Below are 24371 nucleotides of genomic sequence, written 5' to 3' on the forward strand. Positions count from 1 at the left end.
TCTTCACATCGAATCCATAGAGGACTAAAATGGTCCTCAATAGAGCATCCGTGGAGTGAGGGCATGTTGAAGCTTTCCAAGCTAACCGACTATGCCGCCGTGGTAATGGCGCAGATCGCGCGTTACCCGGAGCAGGCACACGCCGCCACCGAGCTGGCCGATGCGGTGCAGTTGCCACACCCCACCGTCAGCAAGACGTTGAAGATGCTGGTGAGAGCCGGGCTTCTGGAATCGCGGCGCGGCTCGTTGGGCGGTTATCGGTTGGCGCGACCTGCGGCGTCCATTACCGCCTCCGATATCATCGGCGCCATCGAAGGGCCGGTAGCGATGACCGAGTGCAGCCACGCCGATGGCGACTGCGATCTGGTCAACACCTGCGGCGTCGCTGATAACTGGCAGCGTGTCTCGCTGGCTATTCGCACCTTGCTCGACAGCGTGACCCTGGCGCATCTAGCCCAGGAAGCACCGCTGAAACTGCCCGTTCAATTGCCCATACAGAGCGTGACCTTGGCGAGTCGCGCCGAGATTTGATTAGACGATATCGGGGCCGTGGCGATGGCCACGCGCCGAGAGCATACCGCTCGGGAGGAGAGACACCATGGCAAGTCAGGAAATGGAAGAGCTTGTTCAGCGCGAATATACCCAAGGGTTCGTGACTGACATCGAAAGCGATACCGTACCGCCGGGGCTGGATGAAAACACCATCGCCTTCATCTCGAACAAGAAAGGCGAGCCCGAGTGGATGCTGGAATGGCGCCTGGAGGCTTATCGCCAATGGTTGACGATGACTACGCCTTCCTGGGCGCATCTCGACTATCCGCCTATCGATTATCAAGCGATCTCCTATTACAGCGCGCCCAAAAAGCAGGAAGATAAGCCGCAGAGCCTCGACGAGGTCGATCCCAAGCTCCTGGAAACTTATGAGAAGTTGGGGATTCCGCTGCACGAGCGCGCGGCGCTGGCCGGGGTCGCGGTGGATGCGGTGTTCGACTCCGTCTCCGTGACGACCACCTTCAAGGAGAAGCTGGCGGAAGCGGGTGTCATCTTTTGCTCGATTTCCGAGGCGATTCGCGAGTATCCGGAGTTGGTGCGCCAGTACCTGGGTAGCGTCGTGCCTCAGGGCGATAACTACTTCGCCGCGCTCAACTCGGCGGTGTTCACCGACGGTTCCTTCGTCTATGTGCCCGAAGGTGTCGAGTGCCCCATGGAGCTGTCCACTTATTTCCGCATCAATGCGGCGAATACCGGCCAGTTCGAACGTACGCTGATCGTCTGCGACAAGCGCGCCCAGGTGTCCTACCTGGAAGGCTGCACCGCGCCGCAGCGTGACGAGAACCAACTGCATGCGGCGGTGGTCGAGCTGGTGGCGCTGGAAGATGCCAACATCAAGTACTCGACGGTCCAGAACTGGTACCCCGGTGACGAGGACGGCAAGGGCGGTATCTACAACTTCGTCACCAAGCGCGGCGATTGCCGGGGCGATCGCTCCAAGATCAGTTGGACGCAGGTCGAGACCGGTTCGGCGATCACCTGGAAGTATCCGTCCTGCATGTTGCGCGGCAAGGACAGTGTCGGCGAGTTTTATTCCGTGGCGGTGACCAACGGTCGCCAGCAGGCCGATACCGGCACCAAGATGATTCATATCGGCGAAGGAACGCGCTCCACCATCATCTCCAAGGGGATCGCCGCCGGCCGCAGCGATCAGGCCTATCGTGGCCTGGTCAAGGTCGGTCCACGGGCCAAGAACGCGCGCAACTTCACGCAGTGCGATTCGCTGTTGATCGGTGATCGCTGTGGCGCGCATACCTTCCCGTATCAGGAAATCGGCAATAGCTCGGCGACCGTGGAGCACGAGGCGACCACCTCGAAGATCGGCGAGGATCAGCTGTTCTACTGCCAGTCACGCGGCATTTCCGAAGAAGACGCCGTCAACATGATCGTCAACGGCTTCTGCAAGGACGTCTTCCAGGAGCTGCCGATGGAATTCGCGGTGGAAGCCGAGGCGCTTCTCAATGTGACGCTGGAAGGGGCAGTCGGGTAACGCACCCGAGATGCAGTCAGGCGCACAGCCAAGGTCTCAATCCATGTATCGAAGTCGCCGGGCGACTCGAACGCAAGCAAGGTATCAAGATGCTCGAAGTCAAAGATCTGCATGTCACGGTGGAAGGCTCGGAAATCCTCAAGGGGCTTAACTTGACCGTCAATCCCGGCGAGGTTCATGCCTTGATGGGCCCCAACGGGGCGGGCAAGTCGACGCTCTCGGCGGTGATTGCGGGTAAAGACGGTTACGAGGTAACCAGCGGGGAAATACTGTTCGAAGGCAAGAACCTGCTGGAAATGGAAATCGAAGAGCGCGCGCTGGCCGGTATCCTGCTGGGGTTCCAGTACCCCGTGGAAATTCCGGGCGTGAAGAACATCTACCTGCTCAAGGCGGCGCTCAACGCTCAGCGAGTCGCGCGTGGTGAAGAGGAAATTCCGGCGCCGGAATTCATGAAGCTGGTACGCGAGCAGCTGAGTTTCATGAAGATGGACGGCAGTTTCTTGCAGCGTGCGGTCAACGAGGGTTTCTCGGGCGGTGAGAAGAAGCGCAACGAGATCCTGCAGATGCTGGTGTTGCAGCCCAAGCTGGCGATGCTCGATGAGATCGACTCGGGGCTTGATATCGACGCCATGAAGGTGGTCGCCGAGGGCATCAACTCGCTACGCAATGCCGATCGCGCGATTCTCATGGTGACGCACTATCAGCGTCTACTTGAGCACATCGTGCCGGATCGTGTTCATGTTCTGGTCGACGGTCGTATCGTCAAGTCCGGCGACAAGGAGCTTGCCAACGAGCTCGAAGCTCGTGGGTATGAATGGGTGCTGGAGGAGTCTGCGGCATGAGTGCAGCACACGCTTTTCTACAGCGGCTCGGCGAACGAGCCGATGACGAGCCGACCTGGGTAGCGGCACGCCGCCAGGCCGGCGCGGCACGCTTCGAAGCTTTAGGGTTTCCCACCAAGCGTGACGAGGCCTGGAAATATACCGACGTGCGGCGCATCGCCGAAGGCGAATTCACGCTAGCCGATGACGCCGAACTCGATGAGGCACGTTTCGCAGCACTCGGCATGCCGCTGGACGCGCATCGCCTGGTATTCGTCGATGGTGTGTTCTCGACGGCTTTGTCCGACCTGACGGATCTGCCTGACGGCGTTTCGGTCGAGCCGTTGACCACGGCGATGCGCACTAACCACGAGGCTATCGGTGGCGCCATTGGACGTCTCGCAGGGGTCGATTTCTCGCCGTTCACCGCGCTCAACGTGGCGCTTTCCGAAGAAGGCGCGGTCGTGCGTATCGGTCAGGGCGTCGTGGTCGAAAAGCCGATCTATGTGGTTTTCGCCTCGCGCGCCAATGAATCGGCACGGATGAGTCATCCGCGCGTGTTGGTGATGGCCGGCGCGCGCAGCCAGTCCACGGTGATTGAGCATTACGCCGGCGAAGCGGGCGCGGCCAACTTCACCAACGTGGTCAGCGAAGTCATGCTCGAACGCGGCGCCATCGTCGATCACTACAAGCTTCAGGAAGCCTCTAGTGAGGACCTGCACGTGGCGAGCATCCATGTCGAGCAGGGCCGCGATTCACGTTTTACGTCGTTCAACTTGAACTTGGGCGGCGCGCTGGTGCGCACCGACTTGGTCACGGATCTCAACGCGCAAGGCGCGGAGACCAATTACAATGGCTTGTTCTTCGTCCAGGGCCGTCAGCACGTCGACAATCACACCTTGGTCAACCATAACGCGCCGAACACCTTCTCCAACGAGAACTACAAGGGCATTCTCAATGATCGTGCCCGGGGCGTGTTCAACGGCAAGGTGATCGTCAAGCGCGATAGCCAGCAGATCGAGGCGTATCAGAACAACGCCAACCTGCTGTTGTCCGACCGCGCCGAGATCGATACCAAACCGGAGTTGGAAATCTACGCCGACGACGTCAAGTGCTCGCACGGCGCGACGACCGGTCAGCTCGATGAGGAAGCCGTCTTCGCATTGCGCACGCGCGGCATTGACGAGCAAATGGCGCGCGGTCTCTTGACGTTGGCGTTCGCCGGCGAGGTGATGGACCAGGTGCGTCTGCCGGTCATTACCGAGCGTGTCGAGCGTGCCGTGGCGGGGAAATTGCCTGAGCGCTTCAATCTCGCGGATCTGGTTGAGGTTTCCGACGCGCTTGAGGAGGCTTGAGCCCATGAATGCCTTTGCCGAGACGATGCTTGATGTGGCGCGTGTGCGTAGCGACTTCCCGATCCTCGAACGTGAAGTTCACGGCAAGCCGTTGATCTATTTGGACAACGCGGCGACCAGCCAGACGCCGTCGGCGGTCATCGACACGCTGGACGATTACTATCGGCGCTATAACGCCAACATCCATCGTGGGTTGCATACCCTGGCCGACGAGGCCACGGCGGCTTACGAGGGCACGCGCGAGAAGGTGCGTGCTTGGCTGGGGGCGGCGTCGCATCGCGAGATCGTCTTCACGCGCGGCACCACCGAGGCGATCAATCTGGTCGCCAATAGCTGGGGTCGAGCTAATCTGCGCCCGGGTGACGAGATCATCGTCTCGTTGATGGAGCATCATTCGAATATCGTACCTTGGCAGATGCTGGCCGAGGCGCTGGACGTCACGCTCAAGGTGATTCCGGTCGATGAGCGCGGCGTGCTCGATCAAGCGGCTTACCGGGACATGCTGGGGGAGCGCACGCGTTTAGTGTGCGTCAATCACGTCTCGAATGCGCTGGGCACCGTCAATCCGGTGGCGGAAATGGCGCGCGCGGCGCATGAGCATGGTGCGCTGATCCTGGTCGACGGTGCCCAGGCGGTGCCGCATCAACGCGTCGATGTCCAGGCGCTGGACGTCGACTTCTATGCGTTCTCGGGCCACAAGGCTTATGGTCCCACCGGCGTGGGCGTACTCTATGGTCGTGAGGCCTTGCTCGAGGCGATGCCGCCTTGGCAGGGCGGTGGCGAGATGATCAGCCGCGTGTCTTTCGAGAAGGGCACGGTTTACAGCGAGATTCCGCACAAGTTCGAGGCTGGCACTCCGGCCATCGCGGAAGTGATCGCCCTGGGGGCGGCACTCGACTGGATAGCGGATACCGGCATCGACCTGATGGCGGCGTGGGAGCATCACCTGCTCGAGCGTGCCACCGACAAGTTGCAGGCGGTCGATGGCCTTCGCATGATCGGTACGGCACCGGACAAGGTGAGCGTGCTGTCGTTCGTGGTCGACGGTGCTCATTCCCAAGATATTGGCCTGCTGATCGATCAGCTTGGCGTAGCGATTCGTACCGGGCATCATTGTGCTCAGCCGATGCTTGCTAGCATGGGACTCGATGCAACGTGTCGCGCCTCTCTGGCCGCGTACAACACGCCGGAAGAGGTCGATGCATTCGTCGAGGCCTTACAGAAAGTCATCGCCATGGTGCGCTAACGGAGACGGCATGGATCAACTGCAAAGCCTCTACAAGGGGCAAGAAATGCCCTTGCAGCGCGATGTCGAGGCGATTTCGATTCCCTTCGGCAAGAGCGTGACCTTGACCGAGGATAGTATCGTCTCGGTGATGCAGGCCAAGGGTGGAACGGTCAGTGTCGGCTTCGAGGGACGCATGTTCCTGATCGAGGGACACGACCTCGATGCCCTGGGGCTCGAAGCAGTGTCGCGTGCGTCCCTGCCCGAGGGAGCCAGCGACGAGCAACTCGAGGCCTTCATTTGGGCGCAACTGCGGACTTGTTTCGACCCGGAGATTCCAGTCAATATCGTCGATCTGGGGCTGGTCTATGGATGCCGTATCGAGCATCTTCTAAGTGGCGAGACCATGGTCACCATCCGCATGACGTTAACCGCGCCAGGCTGCGGCATGGGTGAGGTGATCGCCGAAGATGCCCGGCGCAAGCTTCAGGGCGCTGCGCAAGTGTCCAAGGTGCATGTCGAGATCGTTTTCGACCCGCCCTGGAGCCGTGAGATGATGACGGAGGAGGCGAGGCTGGAACTGGGCATGTTCTAGGACGAGGTCTTAGTCGCTCTCTTTCTCATGGTGGGGCGTGGCTGACGCCCCTTATTCGTTGGAGATCCGCATGCCGCGAGAAAACGGTCGCCGGGGGCTGATCCGGTGGGGATGGCGACTGCTCAAGTGGTGTCTTGTCGGCGTGATCTTCATGTTCGCCGTGGTGGTGGCGCTCAACGTCTGGGTGTTCGCCAAGACGGCTGGCCGTATTCATCACGACGCGCTCGTGTGCGATGCCGAGCCGGTCGGGCTGGTCTTCGGGACCGCCGAAGGACTTCGTGGCGGCGGCCACAACCCCTATTTCGCCGCGCGCATGGAAGCCGCAGCGCAACTGCTGCGCCTGGGGCGTGTCCAGCACCTTTTGCTGTCCGGTGACAACCGCACGCGCTACTACAACGAGCCCGTGTCGATGTGGCGCTCATTGCGTGCGCGTAACGTCGATAGTGACGATATGACGCTCGACTATGCCGGTTTCAGCACCTTCGACAGTGTGGTGCGAGCGCGCCGTGTCTTCGGGGCCGAGCACGTGCTGATGATTTCGCAGGCATGGCACTTGCCGCGTGCTCTGTTCATCGCCGATGCGGTCGGTTTGAAAGCGGAAGGGTGCGCTGTGCCGGACGGTCGGGTCGGGGGCGAATGGCAGCTTTGGCTGCGCGAATGGTTGGCACGTGCAGCGACCGTCGGTGATATCTACCTGTGGGGCAGGGTACCTTACTTTCTCGGGCCGCCTGAAACGTTGCCTATTCGCAAGAAGGAGGAGTGACGGTGCCCGAGGTTGGCATCAGCGCTTGTGCTGTGCATTGAGTTCGCGGATCAACGCTCGGCAATTCTTCCAGCAGCGCTCCAGTGCCGGCTCTACGGCATCCGGGAGAGGATGGGTGAATGCCGTGCCCATCGCCTGCATCAACACGCGCTCTTGCTCGAGTAGCTCGCCTAGCAACACCTGGCTGTCGTTGCCCACGAAACTCTTGATACGACTCCATAGCCAGAGGTAGTCATCGCGCTCCACGTCGGCATCGCGCGGCAGAATATCGAGATGTTCCTTGGCCAGTTTCTGCAGCTCGCGCATGGCCTGGCCGCGCTCTTCATAATGCGGCTTCAGACGATCGCGCAGCGCGGGACGCAGGCGCTCGAAATTGTCCTGGAAATAATCGAGACTGTCGGCCAGCGCTTCCAGCACGCTGTCCATCGCCACTTGGCGATTATCGAGAAACATGGGCGGTCACCTCCTCCGGTGACGCAAATTGTGCGGGTGGAAACAGCGTTTTGCTACCCCGGCGGCAAGAAAATTTCCCCGTGTGGCACGGCACACGGGGGATGTCCCACTCAGCCCTTGGGTTTGGGAGGTGCTTTGCGAGGGGTGACACCATTTTTCGCAATGTAATCGATGATCTGCCCGGCAATATCCTTGCCTGTGGCGGTTTCGATGCCTTGCAAGCCCGGCGAGGAATTGACCTCCATGATCACGGGGCCGTGGTTGGAGCGTAGTAGATCCACACCGGCGACGCGCAGGCCCATTGCCTTGGCGGCGCGGATAGCCGTGGAACGCTCTTCCGGGGTAATGCGTATGACGCTGGCGGTACCGCCACGGTGGAGGTTGGAACGAAACTCACCTTCAAGCGCCTGACGCTTCATGGCGGCGACCACCTTGTCGCCGATCACCAGGCAGCGCACATCGGCGCCTTTGGCTTCTTTGATGTATTCCTGGACCATGATGTTGGCTTTCATGCCCATGAAGGCCTGGATGACCGATTCGGCGGCCTGGTTGGTTTCCGCCAGAACCACGCCGATGCCCTGGGTGCCCTCGAGAAGCTTGATGACCAGTGGCGCGCCTTTGACCATGGTGATCAGGTCAGGAATATCGTCCGGTGAATGGGCGAACCCGGTGACCGGAAGCCCTAGACCCTTGCGTGACAGCAATTGCAGAGAGCGCAGCTTGTCGCGTGAGCGCGTGATCGACACCGAGTCGTTGAGCACATAGGTACTCATCATCTCGAACTGGCGCAATACGGCGCAGCCATAGAAGGTGACGGAGGCGCCGATGCGCGGCACGATAGCGTCGAACGGCTCGATTTCCTCGCCTTTGTAGTGAATCGACGGCCGGTGTGAGGCGATGTTCATGTAGCAGCGCAGCGTATCGACCACCCGGGCGGTGTGCCCGCGCGCTTCGGCAGCCTCGATCAGACGCCGCGTCGAGTACAGTCTGCGATTGCGTGAAAGAATGCCGATGTGCATGGTCGTCTCCACTCGATAGCGATGCCGGCGGGATCAGGGCTCGCCGTGCAGAAAGGCCGCGCCAGGCGCGACCAGAAGGCGGCGCAGCGCGCGCCGTCCAAGCAGCATGGGGTGGCGCATGCTACGCCGGTCAGTCAATGTCAGTTCGATAGGATAGTCGAGTCCCCCGAGTTGCATGTGCGTTCGGATGACGTGGCGCCATTGCTCGAACCCGTTGGAACTCCTGACCTTGCGGCGGTCGTACAGGGGGAGTTCTAGCGTATGCGATGGGGCGTCGGGACCGCCGCTGCGCGTAATGCAACGCACCCAAAGATGCCCTTGCCGCTCGAACGTCTCGATATCTTCGGCATGCAGCGCCGAGGTGCGCGCTCCCGTGTCGATTTTAGCGCACAGCGTCAGGCCCAACTCCGGCAGAGTGACCATCTCGCGCCGGCCGATGACGGCCTTGGCTTGATAGGGCAGTGCTTTCATGCATCAACGATCCAGTTCGGCCAAGCGTAGACCGATAGGAGAGTCGGCACTCGCTTGGCGCAGCGTCATTAATACCGGTAGGCGCAAGCGTGGCACAAGCGCTAGGTCACGTACCAGTGCGGTAAAGTTAGCTTGTGGCGTTTCCGCTAGTCGTGTGAGGAATCGCGGCAAGCGTTGCTCATCCTCGAGATGCATCCAGCCGCGCGCGGCCATGGCGGCGAGCACATCGGGCCCGCAGGCCGCTGGATCATCGAGTAGCGTATCGTACCAGGCACCGACCCGGGAATCGTGGCTGCTGCCCAGGGCGCGAATTACCGCGCATACGGTTTCGAGGTCCCCTGAGCGCGCCGCTTGTTCGGCGCGTTCGCGAAGCGGCTCCACGCATGCCGAAGCCAAGTCACGATGCTCCATACAGTAGCAAAGCGGTCGCAGGACCTCGACCGGTAGTACGGGGATGCGTTCGGCTAGGCGAGTTTCTTCCCCACTTTCGAGACGGGCCACGAGGTCGGCAATTCCCTGCAGGCCGAGCATTTGCCAGTCGACGCTGGTGTCGGCATCGATCAGGTAGGCGTAGACCAGTGCATGGTGCTTGCTGGCTGGCTGGGCAAAGTCGCGGGCGGCCTGGGCATGCAATATGGCCTGCTGTGTGAGCTCAGGGGTAAAGACCAAGGGGTTGTCGCGCATCAAGTTGTCGATGTGCGGTGCGTCGTCGCGTCCGACGCTTTCCACCGTGCGGCCCAGGGTCTCGACCAAGCGTTCGAGGAAGGCGTCACGGGGTCCGGGGACCAGCATGCCTTGCTCATCTAGGGGCAAGGCCAAGAACCAGATCAAGGGCTCGCTTGCGGCATCGCTGCCTAGGCGGAATGCGCATGCCAGGCGCGCTTGGCCGTTCCAGGGCAAGGGCCAGGGGGTGGCGCCGGCTTCGAACTCGGTAAGCCGTGAGAATTCGAAAGGCGCGATGCGACGCCCCATGTCGAAAAGGCGTACTTCCGCACCGGTACGTTGGAAAAATTCACTGAGGGTGGTGATCGACTGCATGCTGCCTCCGGGATCGAGGCCGGCACTGTAGCGCTCAAGGATGGCGCTGACCAGTCCCAGATTGGTCAAAAAATAAACGCTTGCTGCCAAGCGGCGTCATCCAAGGACAAACGAAGGTTGTCCCACGTTTATCCACAATCCCGTCCCAATGAACTGTGGGTAAACGACATCTTGGGGAGAAACCGTCGGCGAGGTGGTCAATCGCCTAGGGTGAACGCGATAATGGAGCTGTATTTAACCCTTTCCAGGAGGCGAGATGACGGCTCATGACGACTTGATGAAGGCATTGGAAAACTTGGTCGCGACATTACGCAGTGTCGATATGTGGCGGGTGGAAGAACCAACCGCAGCGGCTTTTGCCAGCCAGCAGCCATTTTGCGTCGATACCATGGTGATGCCGCAGTGGCTGCGCTATGTCTTCGTGGCGCGGCTCGAAACGCTGGTCGAGACCGAGTCACCGTTGCCGGCGTCATGCGATGTGGCGCCTGCCGTGGATACTTGGCTGAAAGACGCCTCGCCCAGCGTACGTCGCGTGGTTACTGAAGCCGTGGCCGAGGTAGACCGGGTGGTTACCGAGGCGTGAGATGCATGGCCAGATACGAAAACGCCGGGCGAGAGCCCGGCGTTATATCAACGTGCTGATGCGTGTTGCTTAGAAGCGATAGCTGAGACCGCCACCCACGGTGACCGGGTCCAGGTCGACTGAACCGGCTGAGCTGCCATCGATGTCGACGTCGGAATCCACATCGGTGTAGCTGGCGAAGCCGTTGAAGGCCAGGTTCTCGGTCACGAACAGGTCAACGCCCAGTTCACCGACGGCACCCCAGGATTCGTCCATATCGGCGCTCTGGCCGTTGGCGAGGTTTTCGCTGGAAAACTTGGTGTAGTTGACGCCGGCACCGGCATAGGGCTGGACGCGCGAGTCAGTGCCACCCAGCGGATAGTATTGCAGCATCAGATTAATCGGGCGCTGTTCGAAGTCGCCGTTGACCCCATTGGTCGAGAAGTCGTGCTCGAACTTTTCGCTGGAGGTCAGGGCAACACCCAACTTGTCTTGGAAGAGGTAGCCAACGCTACCCATGAAGCCATTTTCGTCCTCGACGTGGCTATCATCCATGTCGCTCTTGGCGATATCGCCGCGTACGAAGAAGTCGCCTGCGTCATAGGCGAGAGCAGCCTGTGTACCGAAAGCGCAGGAGCCGGCCAGTACGAGGGCGGAAAAAAGTTTAGTCTTGGTCATGGGACACTCCTTTGGGTTACAGCGCCGTATCGAACGGCGTTTCCGTATCAACGCTTGCAGTATAGGAAACAGTGTTTTTTAAGTCCAGAAGAATTTTCAAACACTGTTTTCTTCCGTTGAACGAGTCTGATCCACCATGATGGGTGAGTTCGGCATCATACGGGTGCCGTGCCCTCGAAATGATTGGATTCGCCAAGAGGGTGGAAAACCTCTTAACTGCCAAGTGAGCCCATCGCAAAAGGAGTGCGTTGATGCGGTGGGGATGGCGACATTGAGTCTGTGGTTGATCGTGGCGAGCTAAAAGCGGAGGAAAAGATGGAACTATCATCATCGTCGGCGAGCGAGGGAGTACAGGAAGAAGGCACCGGTGCTGGTTGGCTATTGTCCATCGTGGTGCCTGTCATGAATGAAGAGGCCGCCATTCCGGGATTTCTTCAAGCGATCCGTGACGCCCTCGATGGCCATATTGCACGCTGGGAAGTGCTCTTTATCGATGATGGGTCGCAGGACGCGACCCTATCCAGCTTGCGCCACGCGCATGAGCAAGATGCTCGCGTGCGCTACTTGTCGTTGACTCGTAACTTCGGCAAGGAGGCGGCGCTATCGGCGGGGCTCGCACATGCCCGTGGCGATGCCATCGTGCCCATGGATGTCGATCTCCAGGATCCGCCAGAGGTGATCCTCGAGTTCGTGCGTCGGTGGCGTGAGGAAGGTTATGACATGGTCTATGGCGTGCGTGGTACCCGTGACGAGGACACTCATACCAAACGTGCCACCGCCGGCTTGTTCTATCGCTTCTTCAACCGCATGGCGGAGACGCCGATTCCACGTAACGCGGGGGATTTCCGACTCATGGATCGGTGCGTGGTCGACGCTATCAACCGCTTGCCGGAACGCAGTCGGTTCATGAAGGGGCTATTCTCCTGGCCGGGGTATCGCACCACTGGGGTTTACTATGCACGTCCTTCCCGCGAGACGGGGCAGAGTAAGTTCAACTACTGGAAACTGTGGAACTTCGCACTGGACGGCGTGGTGAGCTTTTCCACCTGGCCGTTGCGGATCTGGTCCTACTTCGGTGCGGTGATTGCCTTGATCGCTTTCTTGTACATCGTGTTGCTGGTGGGGCGTGTGGTGCTATTTGGCAGCGACGTGCCCGGCTATGCGTCGCTGATGACGGCGATCCTGTTTTTCGGCGGCATGCAATTGTTGTCGATCGGCGTGCTGGGGGAATACGTGGGGCGGCTCTTCATAGAGGCCAAGCATCGGCCGCTCTACCTGGTCGCCGAAGATAGCGAGACGCCACGAGCGTCGCGCGGTCGAGGTAACGGCTAACCATGAGTCGGCTCGTGGGAGAGGCTGGCACTGCTGCGCGCTTCGGGCTCGTCGGGGGCATCGCCACGGGGGTACATTTGCTGGTGGCGGGCGTGCTGATCGGGCTCTGGCCGGGAATGTCCGAGTTCGTGGCGAATCTCGTGGCATTTTTGGCGGCTTTCCAGGTGTCATTGATCGGGCATCGGCGCGTTACCTTTCGCCGGCGTGGCCGGGCAAGGCGTTTCTTCTTGGTGGCGGCGTTGGGCTTCGCTCTGAACAACGGGGTATTGGCCGCCTTGTTGGCCGTGACCCCACTAAGCGGCTTTATTGCCGTGGTGATCGCGACATTGATGGTGCCGGTGCTCACTTACCTGGCGTCGCGCTTCTGGGCCTTTGGTGCACCACCGTGACCGACCATCGAAAAGGGCTCCCGCAGGAGCCCTTTCACTAATCGGCGTGCGCTATGCGCGCCCTTTTAGCGAGAGATTTGCTTATATTCCCCGGCATCCTTAGTCACATTGCTCACCACCAGGATGGCAATGAAGGAGGCGATGAAGCCAGGAATGATCTCGTATACACCGGAACCTCCCATGAACGATGCGTTCCAGCCCAGTGAGATCCAGATCATGACGGTGACGGCCCCCACGACCATGCCGGCGATGGCGCCAGCACCGTTCGTGCGCGACCACATCAGCGACAGGATGATCAATGGGCCGAATGCCGCACCGAAGCCTGCCCAGGCGTTGCTGACCAGCCCCAGGACCTGAGAGTTCGGGTCAGATGCAATGAAGGCGGCCACCAAGCCAACCAATACGACACTAACGCGACCTATCGTGACGGTCTCCTTTTCCGTTGCCTGCTTACGCAGGAACAGGCGGTAGAAGTCCTCGGTCAGTGATGAAGATGCCACCAGAAGCTGGCTGGACACGGTGCTCATGATCGCCGCAAGCAGTGCCGCATAGAGGAAACCGGTGATCAGCGGATGGAACAGCAGGTCCGCCAGGATGATGAAGATCGTTTCCGGATCCTCGACCTCCATACCATTGCGGATTGCATAGGCTCGGCCGAATATCCCCAGAGAGACCGCACCGATCAGGGAAATGAGCATCCAGCTCATACCGATGTTACGGGCGATAGGCACATCCTTCAGAGACCGAATGGCCATGAAGCGCACGATGATGTGCGGTTGTCCGAAATAACCCAGTCCCCAGGCCACTGCAGACAGCCAACCGATGAAGGTCAATCCATCCGTCCACGATAGCAGTGTGGGATCGACCTCATTCAGGGTCTGCGAGGCTTGGGTGAAACCGCCGCCACCTTCGCCGAAGATCACGACCGCTGGCATGATGATCAGCGCCAGCATCATGATGCAGCCTTGCACGAAGTCCGTCATGCTCACGGCCAAAAAGCCGCCGACAACCGTATAGACCAGCACCACACCCAGAGTGATGACGACACCGACAGCGTAATCGCTCAGGCCACCGATGTTGATAACGCCGGAAAACGCGCTTTCGAACAGTTTGCCGCCTGCCACCAGGCCGGATGCCGTGTAAACCGCGAAGAAGACAACGATGACGATGGCGGATACCGTCCTCAACGACATAGCTCGCGTCGGGAATCGGTTTGCCAGGAACGCGGGGATGGTTATCGCATTGCCATAATGAACCGTCTGTTCACGAAGGCGTGGTGCCACCAAAACCCAGTTGAAGAATGCCCCTACGAAAAGGCCGATGCCGATCCAGGCCGAGCCCAAGCCGGATACGAACATCGCCCCGGGTAGACCCAGCAGCAACCAGCCACTCATGTCCGAAGCGCCGGCCGACAGGGCCGCCACTTTAGGGCTGAGGGTTCGACCACCCAACATGTAATCTTCAGACGTGGACGTGGATGTGCGCATGGCATAAAGGCCGATGCCTATCATGAGCGCAAAGTAAGCAAAAAGGCTGATCCAAACACCAATAGCCATAAAAACGTCTCCTGTTCTTAATTATCTTAGTTATTAGGCCGGATGCAGATCCGGCAGGTTGTTAGTACGCATGCGGGCCAGAACGTTGATGGCGAGCATCATGAACAGGCAGAACGTGGAGGTGAAGCCGATAGTGGCGTTATTTTGACCATGAGGGAGTTCCCACCGTTTGTTGTTTGATGACGAGTGAAGATCACTCGTCTCCCAGCGCGAGTAGAGACGCATTGCCGCCCAAGGCAGCGGTATTGATGGTGCGAGTCTTCTCCGTGGCGAACCGCTGCAGATAATGCGGTCCGCCCGCTTTGGGGCCAGTGCCTGACAGACCCTGGCCACCGAAAGGCTGTACGCCCACGACGGCTCCAATGATATTACGATTGACGTACACATTGCCCACTCGAATTTTCCGCGCTATGTCAGCGGCGAAGGACTCGTTGCGGCTGTGAATGCCGAACGTCAGGCCATACCCCTTGGCATTGATGGTATCGATGACATGGTCGATCTCCGCGCTACGATACCGAGCTATGTGTAATATCGGCCCGAATTGCTCGCTCTCCAGTGCATCGATGCCTTCGATCTCGAACGCGGTCGGCGCAATGAAGTGGCCGTGCGCCGTGGTGTCGGCATCGGGTGTCGCCTCGGCCACCAGACGGCCTTCCTCCTTGAGGCGCACGATGTAATCGCTGAGCTGACGATGAGCATCCTCGTCGATGACCGGGCCGACATCGGTACCCAGGTCACGCGGATCGCCGATGTGCAGCTCTGCCATGGCGCCCTTGAGTAGCTCGATAACGTGGTCGGCGACATCTTCCTGAATGTAGAGCACGCGCAAGGCGCTACAGCGCTGGCCGGCGCTCTGGAACGCCGAGGCCACCACGTCGGCGACGACTTGCTCGGGGAGCGCGGTGGAGTCGACGATCATGGCATTCATGCCACCGGTTTCGGCGATCAAGGTCGGCAAGGCGGCACCTTCGCGATCGGCGAGGGAGCGGTTGATGAGTTGCGCGGTATCGGTGCCACCGGTAAAGACCACGCCGGTGATGCGAGCGTCCCCAGTCAACACGCTACCCACGGTAGGGCCATCGCCGGGCAGCAATTGCACCACGTCGCGCGGCATGCCGGCTTCATGCAGCAATTCCACGACGCGATGGGCGATCAGCGAGGTCTGCTCGGCCGGCTTGGCGAGCACCGGATTGCCAGCGACAGCGGCGGCGACCATCTGGCCGCAGAAAATCGCGACGGGGAAATTCCACGGGCTGATGGCGGCGAATACGCCCTTGCCGGACAGGATCAGTTCGTTGGACTCGCCGGTCGGGCCGGGTAGGGGGATCGGCGCGTCGAACATCTCGCGGGCACGCATCGCATAGTAGCGGCAGAAGTCCACCGCTTCGCGGATCTCGTCGACGCCATCGGTGAGCAATTTGCCGCCTTCGCGGGAACATAGCGTCATCAGTTCGGCGAGGTGTTCTTCCATCAAGTCGGCGAAGCGCTCGAGGATCTGCGCACGCTCCTCGACTGGCGTATCGCACCAGCGTGGGAAGGCCGCCCAGGCGGCATCCACGGCGCGTTTGGCCTGCTCGCTCGTGGTCCACTGCACGCTGCCCACGCGCTGGCGGGTGTCGTAAGGGCTGAGCACGTCGTGACGCTGTGCGGCATCGTCTTCCACGTCGAAGGCCAGCAGTGGTTTGACGTGATGTTCGCTATCCATGAATGTCGCCATGGTGTCGATCAGCGGTTGGTATTGGCTGTTGATGTTCAAGTTGACGCCCTTGGAGTTCTTGCGTTTTTCCCCATAGATATCGCGTGGCAGCGGAATCCGTGGATTGGCATAAGTGTCGTATTGCGACAAGGTCTCTACCGGGTGCTCGCAGAGGCTTTCCACGGGCACGCGAGGATCGACCAACTGGTGCACGAAAGACGAATTGGCGCCGTTTTCCAGCAAACGCCGCACGAGGTAGGGCAGTAGATCCTTGTGCGCGCCTACCGGGGCGTAGATACGGCAATAAGTGCCCTGTGGCGCGCGTTTGAGCGCGGCTTCGTAGAGCGCTTCGCCCATGCCATGCAGGCGTTGGAACTCGAAATGACGATCCCCTGCATTGGCGAGCTCCAGTATGGTACTGATGGTGTGGGCGTTGTGCGTCGCGAACTGCGGGAAGATGCGCCCTCGGGTATTTTCGGAGAGCAGGAAATGCACGCAGGCTAGATAGGTGACGTCGGTGCATGCCTTGCGGGTGAAGACTGGGTAACCGTCTAGCCCTTGCTGTTGGGCTTCTTTGATTTCGGTGTCCCAGTAGGCGCCCTTGACCAGTCGCAGTGGGATCTCGTCGCCACACTGATCGGCGAGACGGTTGATGTAGTGCAAAACCGGCAAGACACGTTTGGAGTAGGCCTGCACCACCAGCCCGAAGTGCCCCCAGCCTCGGCAGGTATCGCTTTCGAACACGTCGCGGAAGACTTCCAGCGACAATTCCAGGCGGTCGGCTTCTTCGGCATCGATGGTGATGGCGACGTTGTTCTCGCGGGCTAGCGAGGCAAGCTGGCGAACGCTGTCGGTGAGTTCTTCTAGGATCTGGCGGCGGCGTCCGAATTCGTAACGCGGATGCAGGGCCGATAGCTTAATCGACACCGACGGTGCTGGCGTCTTGGCGTCCAACTTGCGGCTGGTAGCACCGACGCGTTTGATGGCCTGGGCATAGTCATCGAAATAACGACCGGCGTCGGGCCGCGTGCGCGCCGCTTCGCCGAGCATGTCGTACGAGTAGGTATAGCCCTTGTCAAACAGCGGCTGAGAGCGCTTCAGGGCCTCGTCGATGGTCCGCCCCAGCACGAACTGCTTGCCCATGATCTTCATCGCCTGATACATGGCGCGCCGAATCACCGGCTCGCCCATGCGATTGACCATCTTGTTGATGAAGGTGGCGGGCTTGCCTTCGCGAGGCTGGTCGAGCTGCAGGACGCGGCCGGTCATCAGCAGCCCCCAGGTGGACGCATTGACGAACCACGACTCGCTCTGGCCCACGTGCGCCTTCCAGTCGGCGGGTCCCAACTTATCTTCGATCAGGGCGTCCGCGGTAGCCTTGTCGGGGATGCGGAGCATGGCCTCGGCCAGGCACATCAACATCAAGCCTTCATGAGTATCGAGGCTGTATTCCTGCAGCAACTCATCGATGGAATCGACCGCCGTATCCATCTCGCGGACGTCGCGCACCAGCTCGGCGGTTTGCGTGGCGATCCGCTTGAAGTCTTGCTCTTCGGTACGCAGGAACGCGACCAGCTCGGCGACATAGGCGTCTTCCTCGACGCTGTAATAATCGCTGACACGGGCGAACAGCGTGTCGAGATCGTCATTCCAGGTGGCGGTTTCCAGCATGGTGTTGGCATTTTGCATGTCTTGACCCCGTGATGATCGGCGACGCAATGATGAAGGTGGGCGTGCGGAGTCGGCGCCGGTATCGGCGTCCTGGTTATGTTGTATAGCGTCGACTTTAGAGTGGGTCAGCGTGCCCGGTCTTGCCAATTTCCCGGGTATTTGTGTCAAAAAACACGGCAGAAGAAGAGGTGGGCTTGAATTTTAGACCTTAGTCTATGATGGAGGGCGTGGTCATGACGGAGGCGGTGGCGCTTCGGCGCCATTGCGAGGGAGACTGGCCATGCTGGCGTCGAAAGGCATGCGACAGGGCGCTTTGGTTGGCGAATCCTGTGCGTGCCGCTATTTCACTGAGCGGTGCACCGACGGTTCGCAGCAAGGTGCTCGCGCGCTCGAGGCGGCGACGCAACAAGTATTGGTAAGGCGTCAGCCCCGTATGGCGTCGAAAGCGCTCGCCGAAATGTGCCTCGCTCAGGCAGGCCAAGCGCGCCAGATCCTTGACTGTCACGCGCTCAGCGAGGTGAAGGTCGATGTAGCGATCGATAGTATCGAGATCCAACGCGCGTCCGTTATCGAGCGTCGTCGGCGCGGCCAGGCGGGCATGCAGGCAGCTCAAGAAGGTCGTGGCGAGCAATTCTCCGTCGGCATGGCGCGGCTGCGACATTTCCTGTACCACGAAGTTGAGATAGTTGCGCAGGGGGTCGTCGAGCGTGAAATAGCGTGGCGCATCGAACAGGCTGGCCAGTTCGCGATGACCACCGGTCAGCGAGGGCGAATCATCCGGAAGGTCGAGGATCAGCTGGCGGTTGTCACCGATACCTTCGTAATAGTGCACATGATTGATCGGGACGATGCAGCCGGATAGGGGCGCGATGGAGCCGCCCAGCCCCTCGATCTCGAACTCGGCATGGCCGGCTAGGCCGATGACGATCTGATGAAAGGCATGGCCGTGATGTTTGACGGTGTTGTCGAGCGGCGTCAGACGAATGCTGCTGCTCATGGCGACCCTCCCGAGCTTCGCAGTGAGCTTACCATACACGCCCATAGTGCGTGAGGTGCAATTCTCAGGCCTTTAGTTCAGGCTCCCGCAGTGCCAGGCGCGCACGCAAATGGTCGCGTAGCGCCTCGAGTTCGTCACGCCCGGCGCGCGATAGTAGGCAGCCTCCTTGTGCGACTTGCCAGGGCCTACCGTGCTCTTCCATCACATGCTGCGCGCGGCGGCGAATGCTTTCGAGATAGGCATCGTGGCGAATCGGATAATCGACCAGGGTATGCCATTCGGCCACGCTGACGCGTTTGTCCAGCGTTTTGTCGAACAGCGTGAGCAGATGCTCGGGCTCGGTCCGGTAACGGGGCGTACGGCTGAGCATCAGCATCGCCACGGTGCCGACCAGGATCGACAGGCAGACGGCGAAAACCAGTAAAAAAAGTAGCATGATGCGGTGAGAGGCCGAAACGAATGCGAAGCCTTGAGTCTAGCATGCGAGCGCGCCGCGACGCAGTGACTCTCCTGGCGTTATGAACGCAAAGAAGAGATGGAGCGGGCAACGAGGCTCGACCGGGTGGCGTTCCACCGGGCTGGCGTACCAGCTCGCGACCCTAGGGCGACGTCAAATTATGCAGAAAGGATGGAGCGGGCAACGAGGCTCGAACTCGCGACCCTCAGCTTGGGAAGCTGATGCTCTACCAACTGAGCTATGCCCGCTCGACGCAGGGGATGTTAATCAAGCGGGCTAGGACTTGGCAAGCCTGACCATGGCAGCGCTCGATAAAAAATGCGCGAGGCGAGGGAACTTTTGCCGGTAATACGGTCTGAGTTAATGCAAGAAACGTGATTCCAGGCAGTCGCTAGGAAATGCGTTTTGAGCTTACTGTTCTCGATTGACCGCCGTGCCTTTGCACGGCGGTTTTTTTATGGGTTGGCGTCGGCCTCAGCAGCGGTTGCGCATTACCAATAGGGCGGCGAGAACCTCGCGGCGGGTTACCAGGCCAATGACGTGTCCGTCATCGACAACGGGATATACCTTGGGGCGTTCGCCACGCATGGATTCGGCCAAGTCGACGATGCTCTTATCGGGCGTCACCGTCAGGACCTCGTCTCGCATCAACTCGCCGACCAATGAGGGTTGGCCGCAGTGATAGGCGCTATCGAGCAACTGGCCCAACACATCCTGTTCCGAGATGAAGCCGATCAAGCGGTCTTGTGCATCGACGACGGGTGCACCGGGCAATCGGTGGCGCGCCAGGCCATCGGCGAGCGCCGAGATCGAGATGTTGGCGGTGACTCGGTAGCCATCGCCGATCATGATATCGCCGACTACGGCGGGGGATGAACGCGTCATGGCAGGTCTCCTGGGCATCGACGTGCATGACATCCACTGACGTCATGCCGTTAGCGTGGCACCACGCGGCGCGTGGCGTTGAAACATCAGTCCCCCGGGCCGCATTCCATGCAGCGCTCGACGATCGCCGGCCCCAACTGGAGCTTGGCGTTGAGGTCGCGCAATGCGGTGCGCAAGCCTTCCTCGACGACCGGGTGATAAAACGGCATCTCCAGCATCTCGCTGACCGTTAGGCGTTGCTGATGCGCCCAGGCGAGCAAGTGGCCCAAGTGTTCGGCGCGTGGCCCGAAGATCTCGGCGCCGAGAAACAACCCTGAGCCTTGCTCGGCGTATACATGCATCAGCCCCTTGTTCATGCGCATGACCCGTGAACGTCCCTGGCCCTCGAAGGACACCTCGCCGACGGCGAAGCACTCACAGTCGCCATAGCGCGCTTCTAACTGAGGATAGCTCATCCCCACAGTGGCAATCTGCGGGTCGCTGAAGACCACACCCAGTGGCGTGCGGCGGTGCCCAGCCCTGACGTCAGGGTAGCGGCCGGCATTGTCACCAGCGATGCGCCCTTCGTCGGAGGCCTCGTGGAGAAGCGGCAACTCATGATTGACGTCGCCAGCGATGAATACATGGCTTGGCGAATCTTGGTCGTTACGGCATTGCAGCGTATGGCGGTTGTACACCGGCACGCCACGGGCATCGAGCGTGAGGTGGGCCGCCTCGATATCGAGACCGTCGATGTTGGGACGCCGCCCGGTTGCGGCAAGAAGATAGTCGAAGCGTTCGGTCAGGCGTTCCCCGGTCCCGCGTTCGATGAAGGTGATGATCACGCTGTCGCCGTCGCGCTCGATAGACTCGACCGTGGCGTCGGGGTCGACATAAAGCTCGTCGTTGAACGCCTGCTCGGCGTAGTCACGAATCGTAGTATCCTGGAGCGGTCCCAGCGCACCTCCCACGCCGAAGATGCGCAAGCGCACGCCGAGTCTGTGTAGCGCCTGGCCCAATTCGAGACCGATGACTCCGGGGCCGAAAAGGGCCACCGATTCGGGCAGAGTCTCCCACTCGAAGACGTCGTCGTTGATCACCAGGCGATCGCCGGCGGCCTCGAAGAAACTAGGGTAGGTGGGGCTCGAACCGGAGGCGATGACGATTTTTTCGGCCTCGACGCGGTTTTCCTCATCGACGATCAGCGTGTTGGCATCGGCGAAGCGGGCATAACCGCGCAGCTTGTCGCTGTCGGGAATGCCGTCGACCGATTCGATCACGAAGCCCACGAAGCGATCGCGCTCTCGGCGAACACGGTCCATCACCGCACGTCCGTCGACTGTTATCTCGCCGCTGACGTTGATGCCGAAGGGCGACGTGTCGCGGGCATGGTGTGCGGCCTCGGCGGCGGCGATCAGCAATTTGGAGGGCATGCAGCCGACGCGTGCGCAGGTCGTGCCATAGGGCCCGCCTTCGATCATCAAGACCGAGTCGGTATGCGCCTTAGCGGCGCGATAGGCGCCGAGGCCTGCGGTTCCGGCGCCGATGATGGCGACATCCACCTTGCGTACTTCCATGCCTGTGTCCTCGTTGAGTCGTCGGTTTTGAAAATGAGCGAGCCGTCGCGTGTCGCTTGGCTACTTGAAAGCGCGGGTAGTATGCCGAGGAGCAAGGTTATGATGAATTTGATTAAAATTAAATTTCTGATAGCTAAAAACGATGAAGGGGCGGCGGCTTGAAAGTTGGTCTCATGCCTTCATTTAGAATGGATAGGCTATAGTGGCTTTGTGAGAAGATGACGCCGCGCAGAAATAGCGCAAATCATTGGCACGAGACGTAATACACAGGGTTCGGCTCTTCGGGAGGCAACATGAACGCACGCGATTACTTGGCCAAGCAGGGAATCGGCCTCGACAAAGAAGAGGACAAGCCCACCACCCTCGAAGAGCAGGCCTGGGCACGGGCTCGAGGCGCGGCAAGCCAGCGCCCGCGCAGTGGTACCCCACATGATTGGGAAGATTGGGAGCGTCACCACGACACGCTGGCCTCGGGCGCCGACAAGGTGCGCCAGAAGATTGACCCCGAAGCGCATTCGCATGCGCCGGGAGTCGAATACTGCGATCCTCGCAGCAAGTAGTAGCCAGGCTATCGAGGCGTCTTCCCCTTGCGTATCATGCTAGGCGGTGAATACCACCAGTGGGGGCGCCCCACGCGACTTTGAAAGACTCTGAAAGGACGCATTTACAAGGAGAGGATGTATGGACATTATCCGCATAATTCTGGCTATTTTGCTGCCGCCCCTGGGGGTTTTCCTGCAGGTCGGCTTCGGTCTGCATTTCTGGCTCAATATTCTGCTGACGTTGTTGGGGTATATTCCCGGCATCATTCATGCCGTTTGGATCATCGCTACGCGTTGACAGATGTGGCATCGCCGAGATGGTGCCCTTGATTGACGTCATCTGAGCAACGAGCCCGCCTAGGCGGGCTCGTCTTGTTTGGGTAGGGCTTAGTATGAGGTGGCTGGTTAAAAGATATGATAAAACTCCAACCATCGTTGATGTCGTTCTTGAGGATTCCATGCTGCGCAAGATTGCCCTGACATTGTGCCTAGTCGTGATGAGCCCCGTGGCACTAGGCGTGAGTGTGGGAGCGCCGCAGGTCACCTCTTATCTCAATCAGCCCTTGCGTGCCGAACTGACGCTGTCCGGTGTCGGTGATATCGACCCCCAGCGACTCAAGGTGCGTCTAGCGGATGAAGCTGCCTTCGAGGCGGCGGGACTGGGCAAGACGGCGCTCGAGATGCCGCTGAACGTTGGTTTATCGAGTGATGCCACACCGCCACGTGTCACGATCAGCAGTCAGGCGCCGGTGGGGCGCGCGTATCTTGAATTATTGTTGGAGGTGTCATGGCCGCAAGGACGCATCCAGCAGCCGGTGACATTACTGCTCGATCCGCCTGGCTACGTGCTGGCGAGTGCTCCTGGCGCGTCGCAGGCGGTGCAGGGAACGTCGGCGCGGCAAGCTACTTCATCGACGACCGCGACCTCTCAGCCCCAGCCTGAGTCGCCTCAGGGCGTCGTTGGGGAGGCTCGTGAGGGGGGCGAGGCCTCGCGTTCCGCGTCGGGTACCACTTCATCGAGGCAGCACGCAGGTGGGGCCGATTCTCAGCGTGCGGCCGAGCTGGAGGCGGCGCTGCAAGCTCTACGAGTACGCATGGCTTACGTCGAGCGAGAACGTGATGCGCTGGCCGAGCGCCTCGAAGCACTCTCGCCGCTACCGCCGGTCGATGTGACCGGCGTGGCGGCCTTGCTGACACAGACAGCGTCCGATACCCCGTCGGCATCGCCCGGCGAGCAGGCAGCGTCACCCCACGACGAGACATCCCCGAGTACGCCGACTACTGCTGCCTCGCGCGAGGGCTCCTCGTCATCCTGGTTGGGGCCACTGCAGGTAGTGTTGCTGGTCGTGTTGACCGTCTTGCTGGCGCTCTGGGGGTGGCAGCGTTGGCGTAGCGGCCGCGAAGCGACCTATCAGGATATGGCGGCGCAGTTGGGGACGATGCAGCCTACCGCCAAGGCGCGCCCGATCCTCAGTGACGATGATGTACCCGAAACGGCCACCATCGACGAGGCCGATATTTATATCGCCTATGGACGTTATACCCAGGCGCGTGAATGGCTGCAGGCGCGCCTGGCGGTACAGGAAAATGCCGAGTTACGCCTCAAATTGCTGTCGGTGTTGGGTGAACTAGGCGAGCTCGATGCGTTGGAGGGGGAGGCCGAGTGCTTCGCGTCGACGGTCAGTGATGAAACGCATCGCGAGGCGGAGGCCTTGGTGATGCATTATCGTCAAGTCGTCGCCACGCAGGCCGCCAGCGTGCCGCATGAACCGATGACGTCCTCCCCTGACATGGACGCGCTATTCGAAGGCGCCTCGGTGCCTGCCGACAACGCGAAGCCCGAGACGCCGCATGATGAATCGGATGAGGACGCCAAGGCGGTAACGCCGGCCGCACGCCCCCACGAGGAAGCCGCGCCGCTCGAGTTCGAGCCGCCCGAGGTTCCCGGCGCGCCCGCGCGCCTGGACTATCAGTTACCCGAGGTAGAGCCCACGACGGGGGCCGATTCGTACGCTGAGTCAGGTGAGTCATCACATGATGCTGCGCGTTGGGAGGTCGAGGAAGTGGCGTTCGAACCCTCGCATCTGGATAATGGGCGCGCCGCCGAGGCGCCAGCCGACGCGCTGGAGAGGGCGCGAGGGTTGCTGGCCGCCGAGGGCGAAACCACGCAGGCCAAGGCGTTGCTGCAAGTCGCTGCGCGCGCCGAAGACGATGGTGTGGCGCGCGAGGCCAGGGCGCTGATGCGTGAGTACGATGGCGTCTGAGTGCG

Annotated in this window: 24 protein-coding genes and 1 tRNA gene; 13 read left to right on the forward strand and 12 right to left on the reverse strand. The window is 60.5% G+C overall.

Annotated elements, in window-relative coordinates:
* Positions 1 to 63 precede the first annotated feature (63 nt).
* The 7 genes from KZO83_RS03570 (at position 64) to KZO83_RS03600 (ending at position 6800) form a co-directional block, all read left to right on the forward strand.
* Positions 64 to 531, forward strand: coding sequence for an SUF system Fe-S cluster assembly regulator (locus KZO83_RS03570; protein WP_040244045.1), 468 nt, complete (start codon positions 64 to 66; stop codon positions 529 to 531).
* A gap of 67 nt (positions 532 to 598) precedes the next feature.
* The gene (gene sufB, locus KZO83_RS03575; RefSeq protein WP_040244044.1) at positions 599 to 2041 is read left to right on the forward strand and encodes a Fe-S cluster assembly protein SufB; all 1443 of its coding nucleotides are present in this window, start codon (positions 599 to 601) and stop codon (positions 2039 to 2041) included.
* Positions 2042 to 2130: 89 nt separating this feature from the next.
* The gene (gene sufC, locus KZO83_RS03580; protein WP_075369642.1) at positions 2131 to 2883 is read left to right on the forward strand and encodes a Fe-S cluster assembly ATPase SufC; all 753 of its coding nucleotides are present in this window, start codon (positions 2131 to 2133) and stop codon (positions 2881 to 2883) included.
* On the forward strand, positions 2880 to 4217 hold the full coding sequence (gene sufD, locus KZO83_RS03585) for a Fe-S cluster assembly protein SufD (protein WP_247619788.1): 1338 nt from the start codon (positions 2880 to 2882) through the stop codon (positions 4215 to 4217). Before sufC ends, sufD begins: the two co-directional genes overlap by 4 nt.
* Before the next feature lie 4 nt (positions 4218 to 4221).
* Positions 4222 to 5463: a cysteine desulfurase gene (locus tag KZO83_RS03590; protein WP_246893797.1), complete on the forward strand. Its 1242-nt coding sequence runs from the start codon at positions 4222 to 4224 to the stop codon at positions 5461 to 5463.
* Positions 5464 to 5473: 10 nt separating this feature from the next.
* Positions 5474 to 6037: a putative Fe-S cluster assembly protein SufT gene (gene sufT, locus KZO83_RS03595; RefSeq protein WP_040244036.1), complete on the forward strand. Its 564-nt coding sequence runs from the start codon at positions 5474 to 5476 to the stop codon at positions 6035 to 6037.
* A 70-nt stretch (positions 6038 to 6107) separates the two neighbouring features.
* Positions 6108 to 6800, forward strand: a complete 693-nt coding sequence (locus KZO83_RS03600) for a SanA/YdcF family protein (protein WP_246893796.1) — start codon at positions 6108 to 6110, stop codon at positions 6798 to 6800.
* An 18-nt stretch (positions 6801 to 6818) separates the two neighbouring features.
* Here the strand turns inward: KZO83_RS03600 and KZO83_RS03605 are convergent, their stop codons facing one another.
* The 4 genes from KZO83_RS03605 to KZO83_RS03620 all read right to left on the reverse strand — a co-directional run bounded on the left by KZO83_RS03605 (position 6819) and on the right by KZO83_RS03620 (position 9781).
* Positions 6819 to 7253 carry a hypothetical protein gene (locus KZO83_RS03605; RefSeq protein ID WP_040244032.1) on the reverse strand — a complete coding sequence of 145 codons (435 nt, stop codon included), beginning with the start codon at positions 7251 to 7253 and terminating at the stop codon, positions 6819 to 6821.
* Between the two features lie 110 nt (positions 7254 to 7363).
* Positions 7364 to 8272: a 30S ribosomal protein S6--L-glutamate ligase gene (rimK, locus tag KZO83_RS03610; protein WP_040244030.1), complete on the reverse strand. Its 909-nt coding sequence runs from the start codon at positions 8270 to 8272 to the stop codon at positions 7364 to 7366.
* A 33-nt stretch (positions 8273 to 8305) separates the two neighbouring features.
* Positions 8306 to 8743, reverse strand: a complete 438-nt coding sequence (locus tag KZO83_RS03615) for an ATP-dependent zinc protease family protein (protein ID WP_040244028.1) — start codon at positions 8741 to 8743, stop codon at positions 8306 to 8308.
* Positions 8744 to 8746: 3 nt separating this feature from the next.
* On the reverse strand, positions 8747 to 9781 hold the full coding sequence (locus KZO83_RS03620) for a DUF3549 family protein (RefSeq protein ID WP_247620176.1): 1035 nt from the start codon (positions 9779 to 9781) through the stop codon (positions 8747 to 8749).
* Positions 9782 to 10037: 256 nt separating this feature from the next.
* Between KZO83_RS03620 and KZO83_RS03625 the strand changes: the two genes are divergently transcribed.
* Entirely contained in the window at positions 10038 to 10364 is a 327-nt protein-coding gene (locus tag KZO83_RS03625; RefSeq protein ID WP_040244027.1) for a YqcC family protein, read from the forward strand.
* 69 nt (positions 10365 to 10433) lie between these two features.
* Here the strand turns inward: KZO83_RS03625 and KZO83_RS03630 are convergent, their stop codons facing one another.
* Positions 10434 to 11021, reverse strand: a complete 588-nt coding sequence (locus tag KZO83_RS03630; protein WP_247619789.1) for an OmpW/AlkL family protein — start codon at positions 11019 to 11021, stop codon at positions 10434 to 10436.
* Between the two features lie 315 nt (positions 11022 to 11336).
* Here KZO83_RS03630 and KZO83_RS03635 point away from each other — a divergent pair, with 315 nt between their 5' ends.
* Together KZO83_RS03635 and KZO83_RS03640 are read left to right on the forward strand one after the other, a co-directional pair.
* Positions 11337 to 12353 carry a glycosyltransferase family 2 protein gene (locus KZO83_RS03635; RefSeq protein WP_246893792.1) on the forward strand — a complete coding sequence of 339 codons (1017 nt, stop codon included), beginning with the start codon at positions 11337 to 11339 and terminating at the stop codon, positions 12351 to 12353.
* A 2-nt stretch (positions 12354 to 12355) separates the two neighbouring features.
* A complete protein-coding gene (locus KZO83_RS03640; protein WP_247619790.1) occupies positions 12356 to 12742 on the forward strand; it encodes a GtrA family protein in 387 nt (128 codons plus the stop codon).
* A gap of 65 nt (positions 12743 to 12807) precedes the next feature.
* On the opposite strand, the gene putP is transcribed toward KZO83_RS03640, so the two are convergent.
* The 7 genes from putP to KZO83_RS03675 form a co-directional block, all read right to left on the reverse strand.
* Complete coding sequence (gene putP, locus KZO83_RS03645; protein ID WP_247619791.1) at positions 12808 to 14298, reverse strand: sodium/proline symporter PutP; 1491 nt, start codon at positions 14296 to 14298, stop codon at positions 12808 to 12810.
* A 193-nt stretch (positions 14299 to 14491) separates the two neighbouring features.
* Positions 14492 to 17683 (reverse strand): bifunctional proline dehydrogenase/L-glutamate gamma-semialdehyde dehydrogenase PutA, encoded by a 3192-nt coding sequence (gene putA, locus KZO83_RS03650; protein WP_247619792.1) that lies wholly within the window; start codon positions 17681 to 17683, stop codon positions 14492 to 14494.
* 190 nt (positions 17684 to 17873) lie between these two features.
* The gene (locus tag KZO83_RS03655) at positions 17874 to 18662 is read right to left on the reverse strand and encodes an AraC family transcriptional regulator (protein WP_040244023.1); all 789 of its coding nucleotides are present in this window, start codon (positions 18660 to 18662) and stop codon (positions 17874 to 17876) included.
* 64 nt (positions 18663 to 18726) lie between these two features.
* Positions 18727 to 19098, reverse strand: coding sequence for a hypothetical protein (locus tag KZO83_RS03660; protein WP_040244022.1), 372 nt, complete (start codon positions 19096 to 19098; stop codon positions 18727 to 18729).
* Between the two features lie 193 nt (positions 19099 to 19291).
* A tRNA-Gly gene (locus KZO83_RS03665) sits at positions 19292 to 19367 on the reverse strand.
* A 226-nt stretch (positions 19368 to 19593) separates the two neighbouring features.
* Complete coding sequence (locus tag KZO83_RS03670) at positions 19594 to 20004, reverse strand: CBS domain-containing protein (protein ID WP_246893789.1); 411 nt, start codon at positions 20002 to 20004, stop codon at positions 19594 to 19596.
* 86 nt (positions 20005 to 20090) lie between these two features.
* Positions 20091 to 21560 carry a dihydrolipoyl dehydrogenase gene (locus tag KZO83_RS03675; RefSeq protein ID WP_247619793.1) on the reverse strand — a complete coding sequence of 490 codons (1470 nt, stop codon included), beginning with the start codon at positions 21558 to 21560 and terminating at the stop codon, positions 20091 to 20093.
* A 293-nt stretch (positions 21561 to 21853) separates the two neighbouring features.
* On the opposite strand from KZO83_RS03675, the gene KZO83_RS03680 reads away from it, so the two are divergent.
* The 3 genes from KZO83_RS03680 to KZO83_RS03690 all read left to right on the forward strand — a co-directional run bounded on the left by KZO83_RS03680 (position 21854) and on the right by KZO83_RS03690 (position 24366).
* Positions 21854 to 22120, forward strand: coding sequence for a hypothetical protein (locus KZO83_RS03680; RefSeq protein WP_040244019.1), 267 nt, complete (start codon positions 21854 to 21856; stop codon positions 22118 to 22120).
* A gap of 121 nt (positions 22121 to 22241) precedes the next feature.
* Complete coding sequence (locus KZO83_RS03685) at positions 22242 to 22400, forward strand: YqaE/Pmp3 family membrane protein (protein WP_040244018.1); 159 nt, start codon at positions 22242 to 22244, stop codon at positions 22398 to 22400.
* Positions 22401 to 22560: 160 nt separating this feature from the next.
* On the forward strand, positions 22561 to 24366 hold the full coding sequence (locus KZO83_RS03690; protein WP_247619794.1) for a FimV/HubP-related protein: 1806 nt from the start codon (positions 22561 to 22563) through the stop codon (positions 24364 to 24366).
* Positions 24367 to 24371 lie beyond the last annotated feature (5 nt).

It is taken from the genome of Chromohalobacter moromii (assembly GCF_023091865.1).
In the GTDB taxonomy this organism is placed as follows: Bacteria; Pseudomonadota; Gammaproteobacteria; order Pseudomonadales; family Halomonadaceae; genus Chromohalobacter; species Chromohalobacter moromii.

Coding starts and splice junctions, on each gene's coding strand:
- KZO83_RS03570 (WP_040244045.1), top strand. CDS start 64: ATGTTGAAGCTTTCCAAGCTAACCGACTATGCCGCCGTGGTAATGGCG.
- sufB (WP_040244044.1), top strand. CDS start 599: ATGGCAAGTCAGGAAATGGAAGAGCTTGTTCAGCGCGAATATACCCAA.
- sufC (WP_075369642.1), top strand. CDS start 2,131: ATGCTCGAAGTCAAAGATCTGCATGTCACGGTGGAAGGCTCGGAAATC.
- sufD (WP_247619788.1), top strand. CDS start 2,880: ATGAGTGCAGCACACGCTTTTCTACAGCGGCTCGGCGAACGAGCCGAT.
- KZO83_RS03590 (WP_246893797.1), top strand. CDS start 4,222: ATGAATGCCTTTGCCGAGACGATGCTTGATGTGGCGCGTGTGCGTAGC.
- sufT (WP_040244036.1), top strand. CDS start 5,474: ATGGATCAACTGCAAAGCCTCTACAAGGGGCAAGAAATGCCCTTGCAG.
- KZO83_RS03600 (WP_246893796.1), top strand. CDS start 6,108: ATGCCGCGAGAAAACGGTCGCCGGGGGCTGATCCGGTGGGGATGGCGA.
- KZO83_RS03605 (WP_040244032.1), bottom strand. CDS start 7,253: ATGTTTCTCGATAATCGCCAAGTGGCGATGGACAGCGTGCTGGAAGCG.
- rimK (WP_040244030.1), bottom strand. CDS start 8,272: ATGCACATCGGCATTCTTTCACGCAATCGCAGACTGTACTCGACGCGG.
- KZO83_RS03615 (WP_040244028.1), bottom strand. CDS start 8,743: ATGAAAGCACTGCCCTATCAAGCCAAGGCCGTCATCGGCCGGCGCGAG.
- KZO83_RS03620 (WP_247620176.1), bottom strand. CDS start 9,781: ATGCAGTCGATCACCACCCTCAGTGAATTTTTCCAACGTACCGGTGCG.
- KZO83_RS03625 (WP_040244027.1), top strand. CDS start 10,038: ATGACGGCTCATGACGACTTGATGAAGGCATTGGAAAACTTGGTCGCG.
- KZO83_RS03630 (WP_247619789.1), bottom strand. CDS start 11,021: ATGACCAAGACTAAACTTTTTTCCGCCCTCGTACTGGCCGGCTCCTGC.
- KZO83_RS03635 (WP_246893792.1), top strand. CDS start 11,337: ATGGAACTATCATCATCGTCGGCGAGCGAGGGAGTACAGGAAGAAGGC.
- KZO83_RS03640 (WP_247619790.1), top strand. CDS start 12,356: ATGAGTCGGCTCGTGGGAGAGGCTGGCACTGCTGCGCGCTTCGGGCTC.
- putP (WP_247619791.1), bottom strand. CDS start 14,298: ATGGCTATTGGTGTTTGGATCAGCCTTTTTGCTTACTTTGCGCTCATG.
- putA (WP_247619792.1), bottom strand. CDS start 17,683: ATGCAAAATGCCAACACCATGCTGGAAACCGCCACCTGGAATGACGAT.
- KZO83_RS03655 (WP_040244023.1), bottom strand. CDS start 18,662: ATGAGCAGCAGCATTCGTCTGACGCCGCTCGACAACACCGTCAAACAT.
- KZO83_RS03660 (WP_040244022.1), bottom strand. CDS start 19,098: ATGCTACTTTTTTTACTGGTTTTCGCCGTCTGCCTGTCGATCCTGGTC.
- KZO83_RS03670 (WP_246893789.1), bottom strand. CDS start 20,004: ATGACGCGTTCATCCCCCGCCGTAGTCGGCGATATCATGATCGGCGAT.
- KZO83_RS03675 (WP_247619793.1), bottom strand. CDS start 21,560: ATGGAAGTACGCAAGGTGGATGTCGCCATCATCGGCGCCGGAACCGCA.
- KZO83_RS03680 (WP_040244019.1), top strand. CDS start 21,854: ATGAACGCACGCGATTACTTGGCCAAGCAGGGAATCGGCCTCGACAAA.
- KZO83_RS03685 (WP_040244018.1), top strand. CDS start 22,242: ATGGACATTATCCGCATAATTCTGGCTATTTTGCTGCCGCCCCTGGGG.
- KZO83_RS03690 (WP_247619794.1), top strand. CDS start 22,561: ATGCTGCGCAAGATTGCCCTGACATTGTGCCTAGTCGTGATGAGCCCC.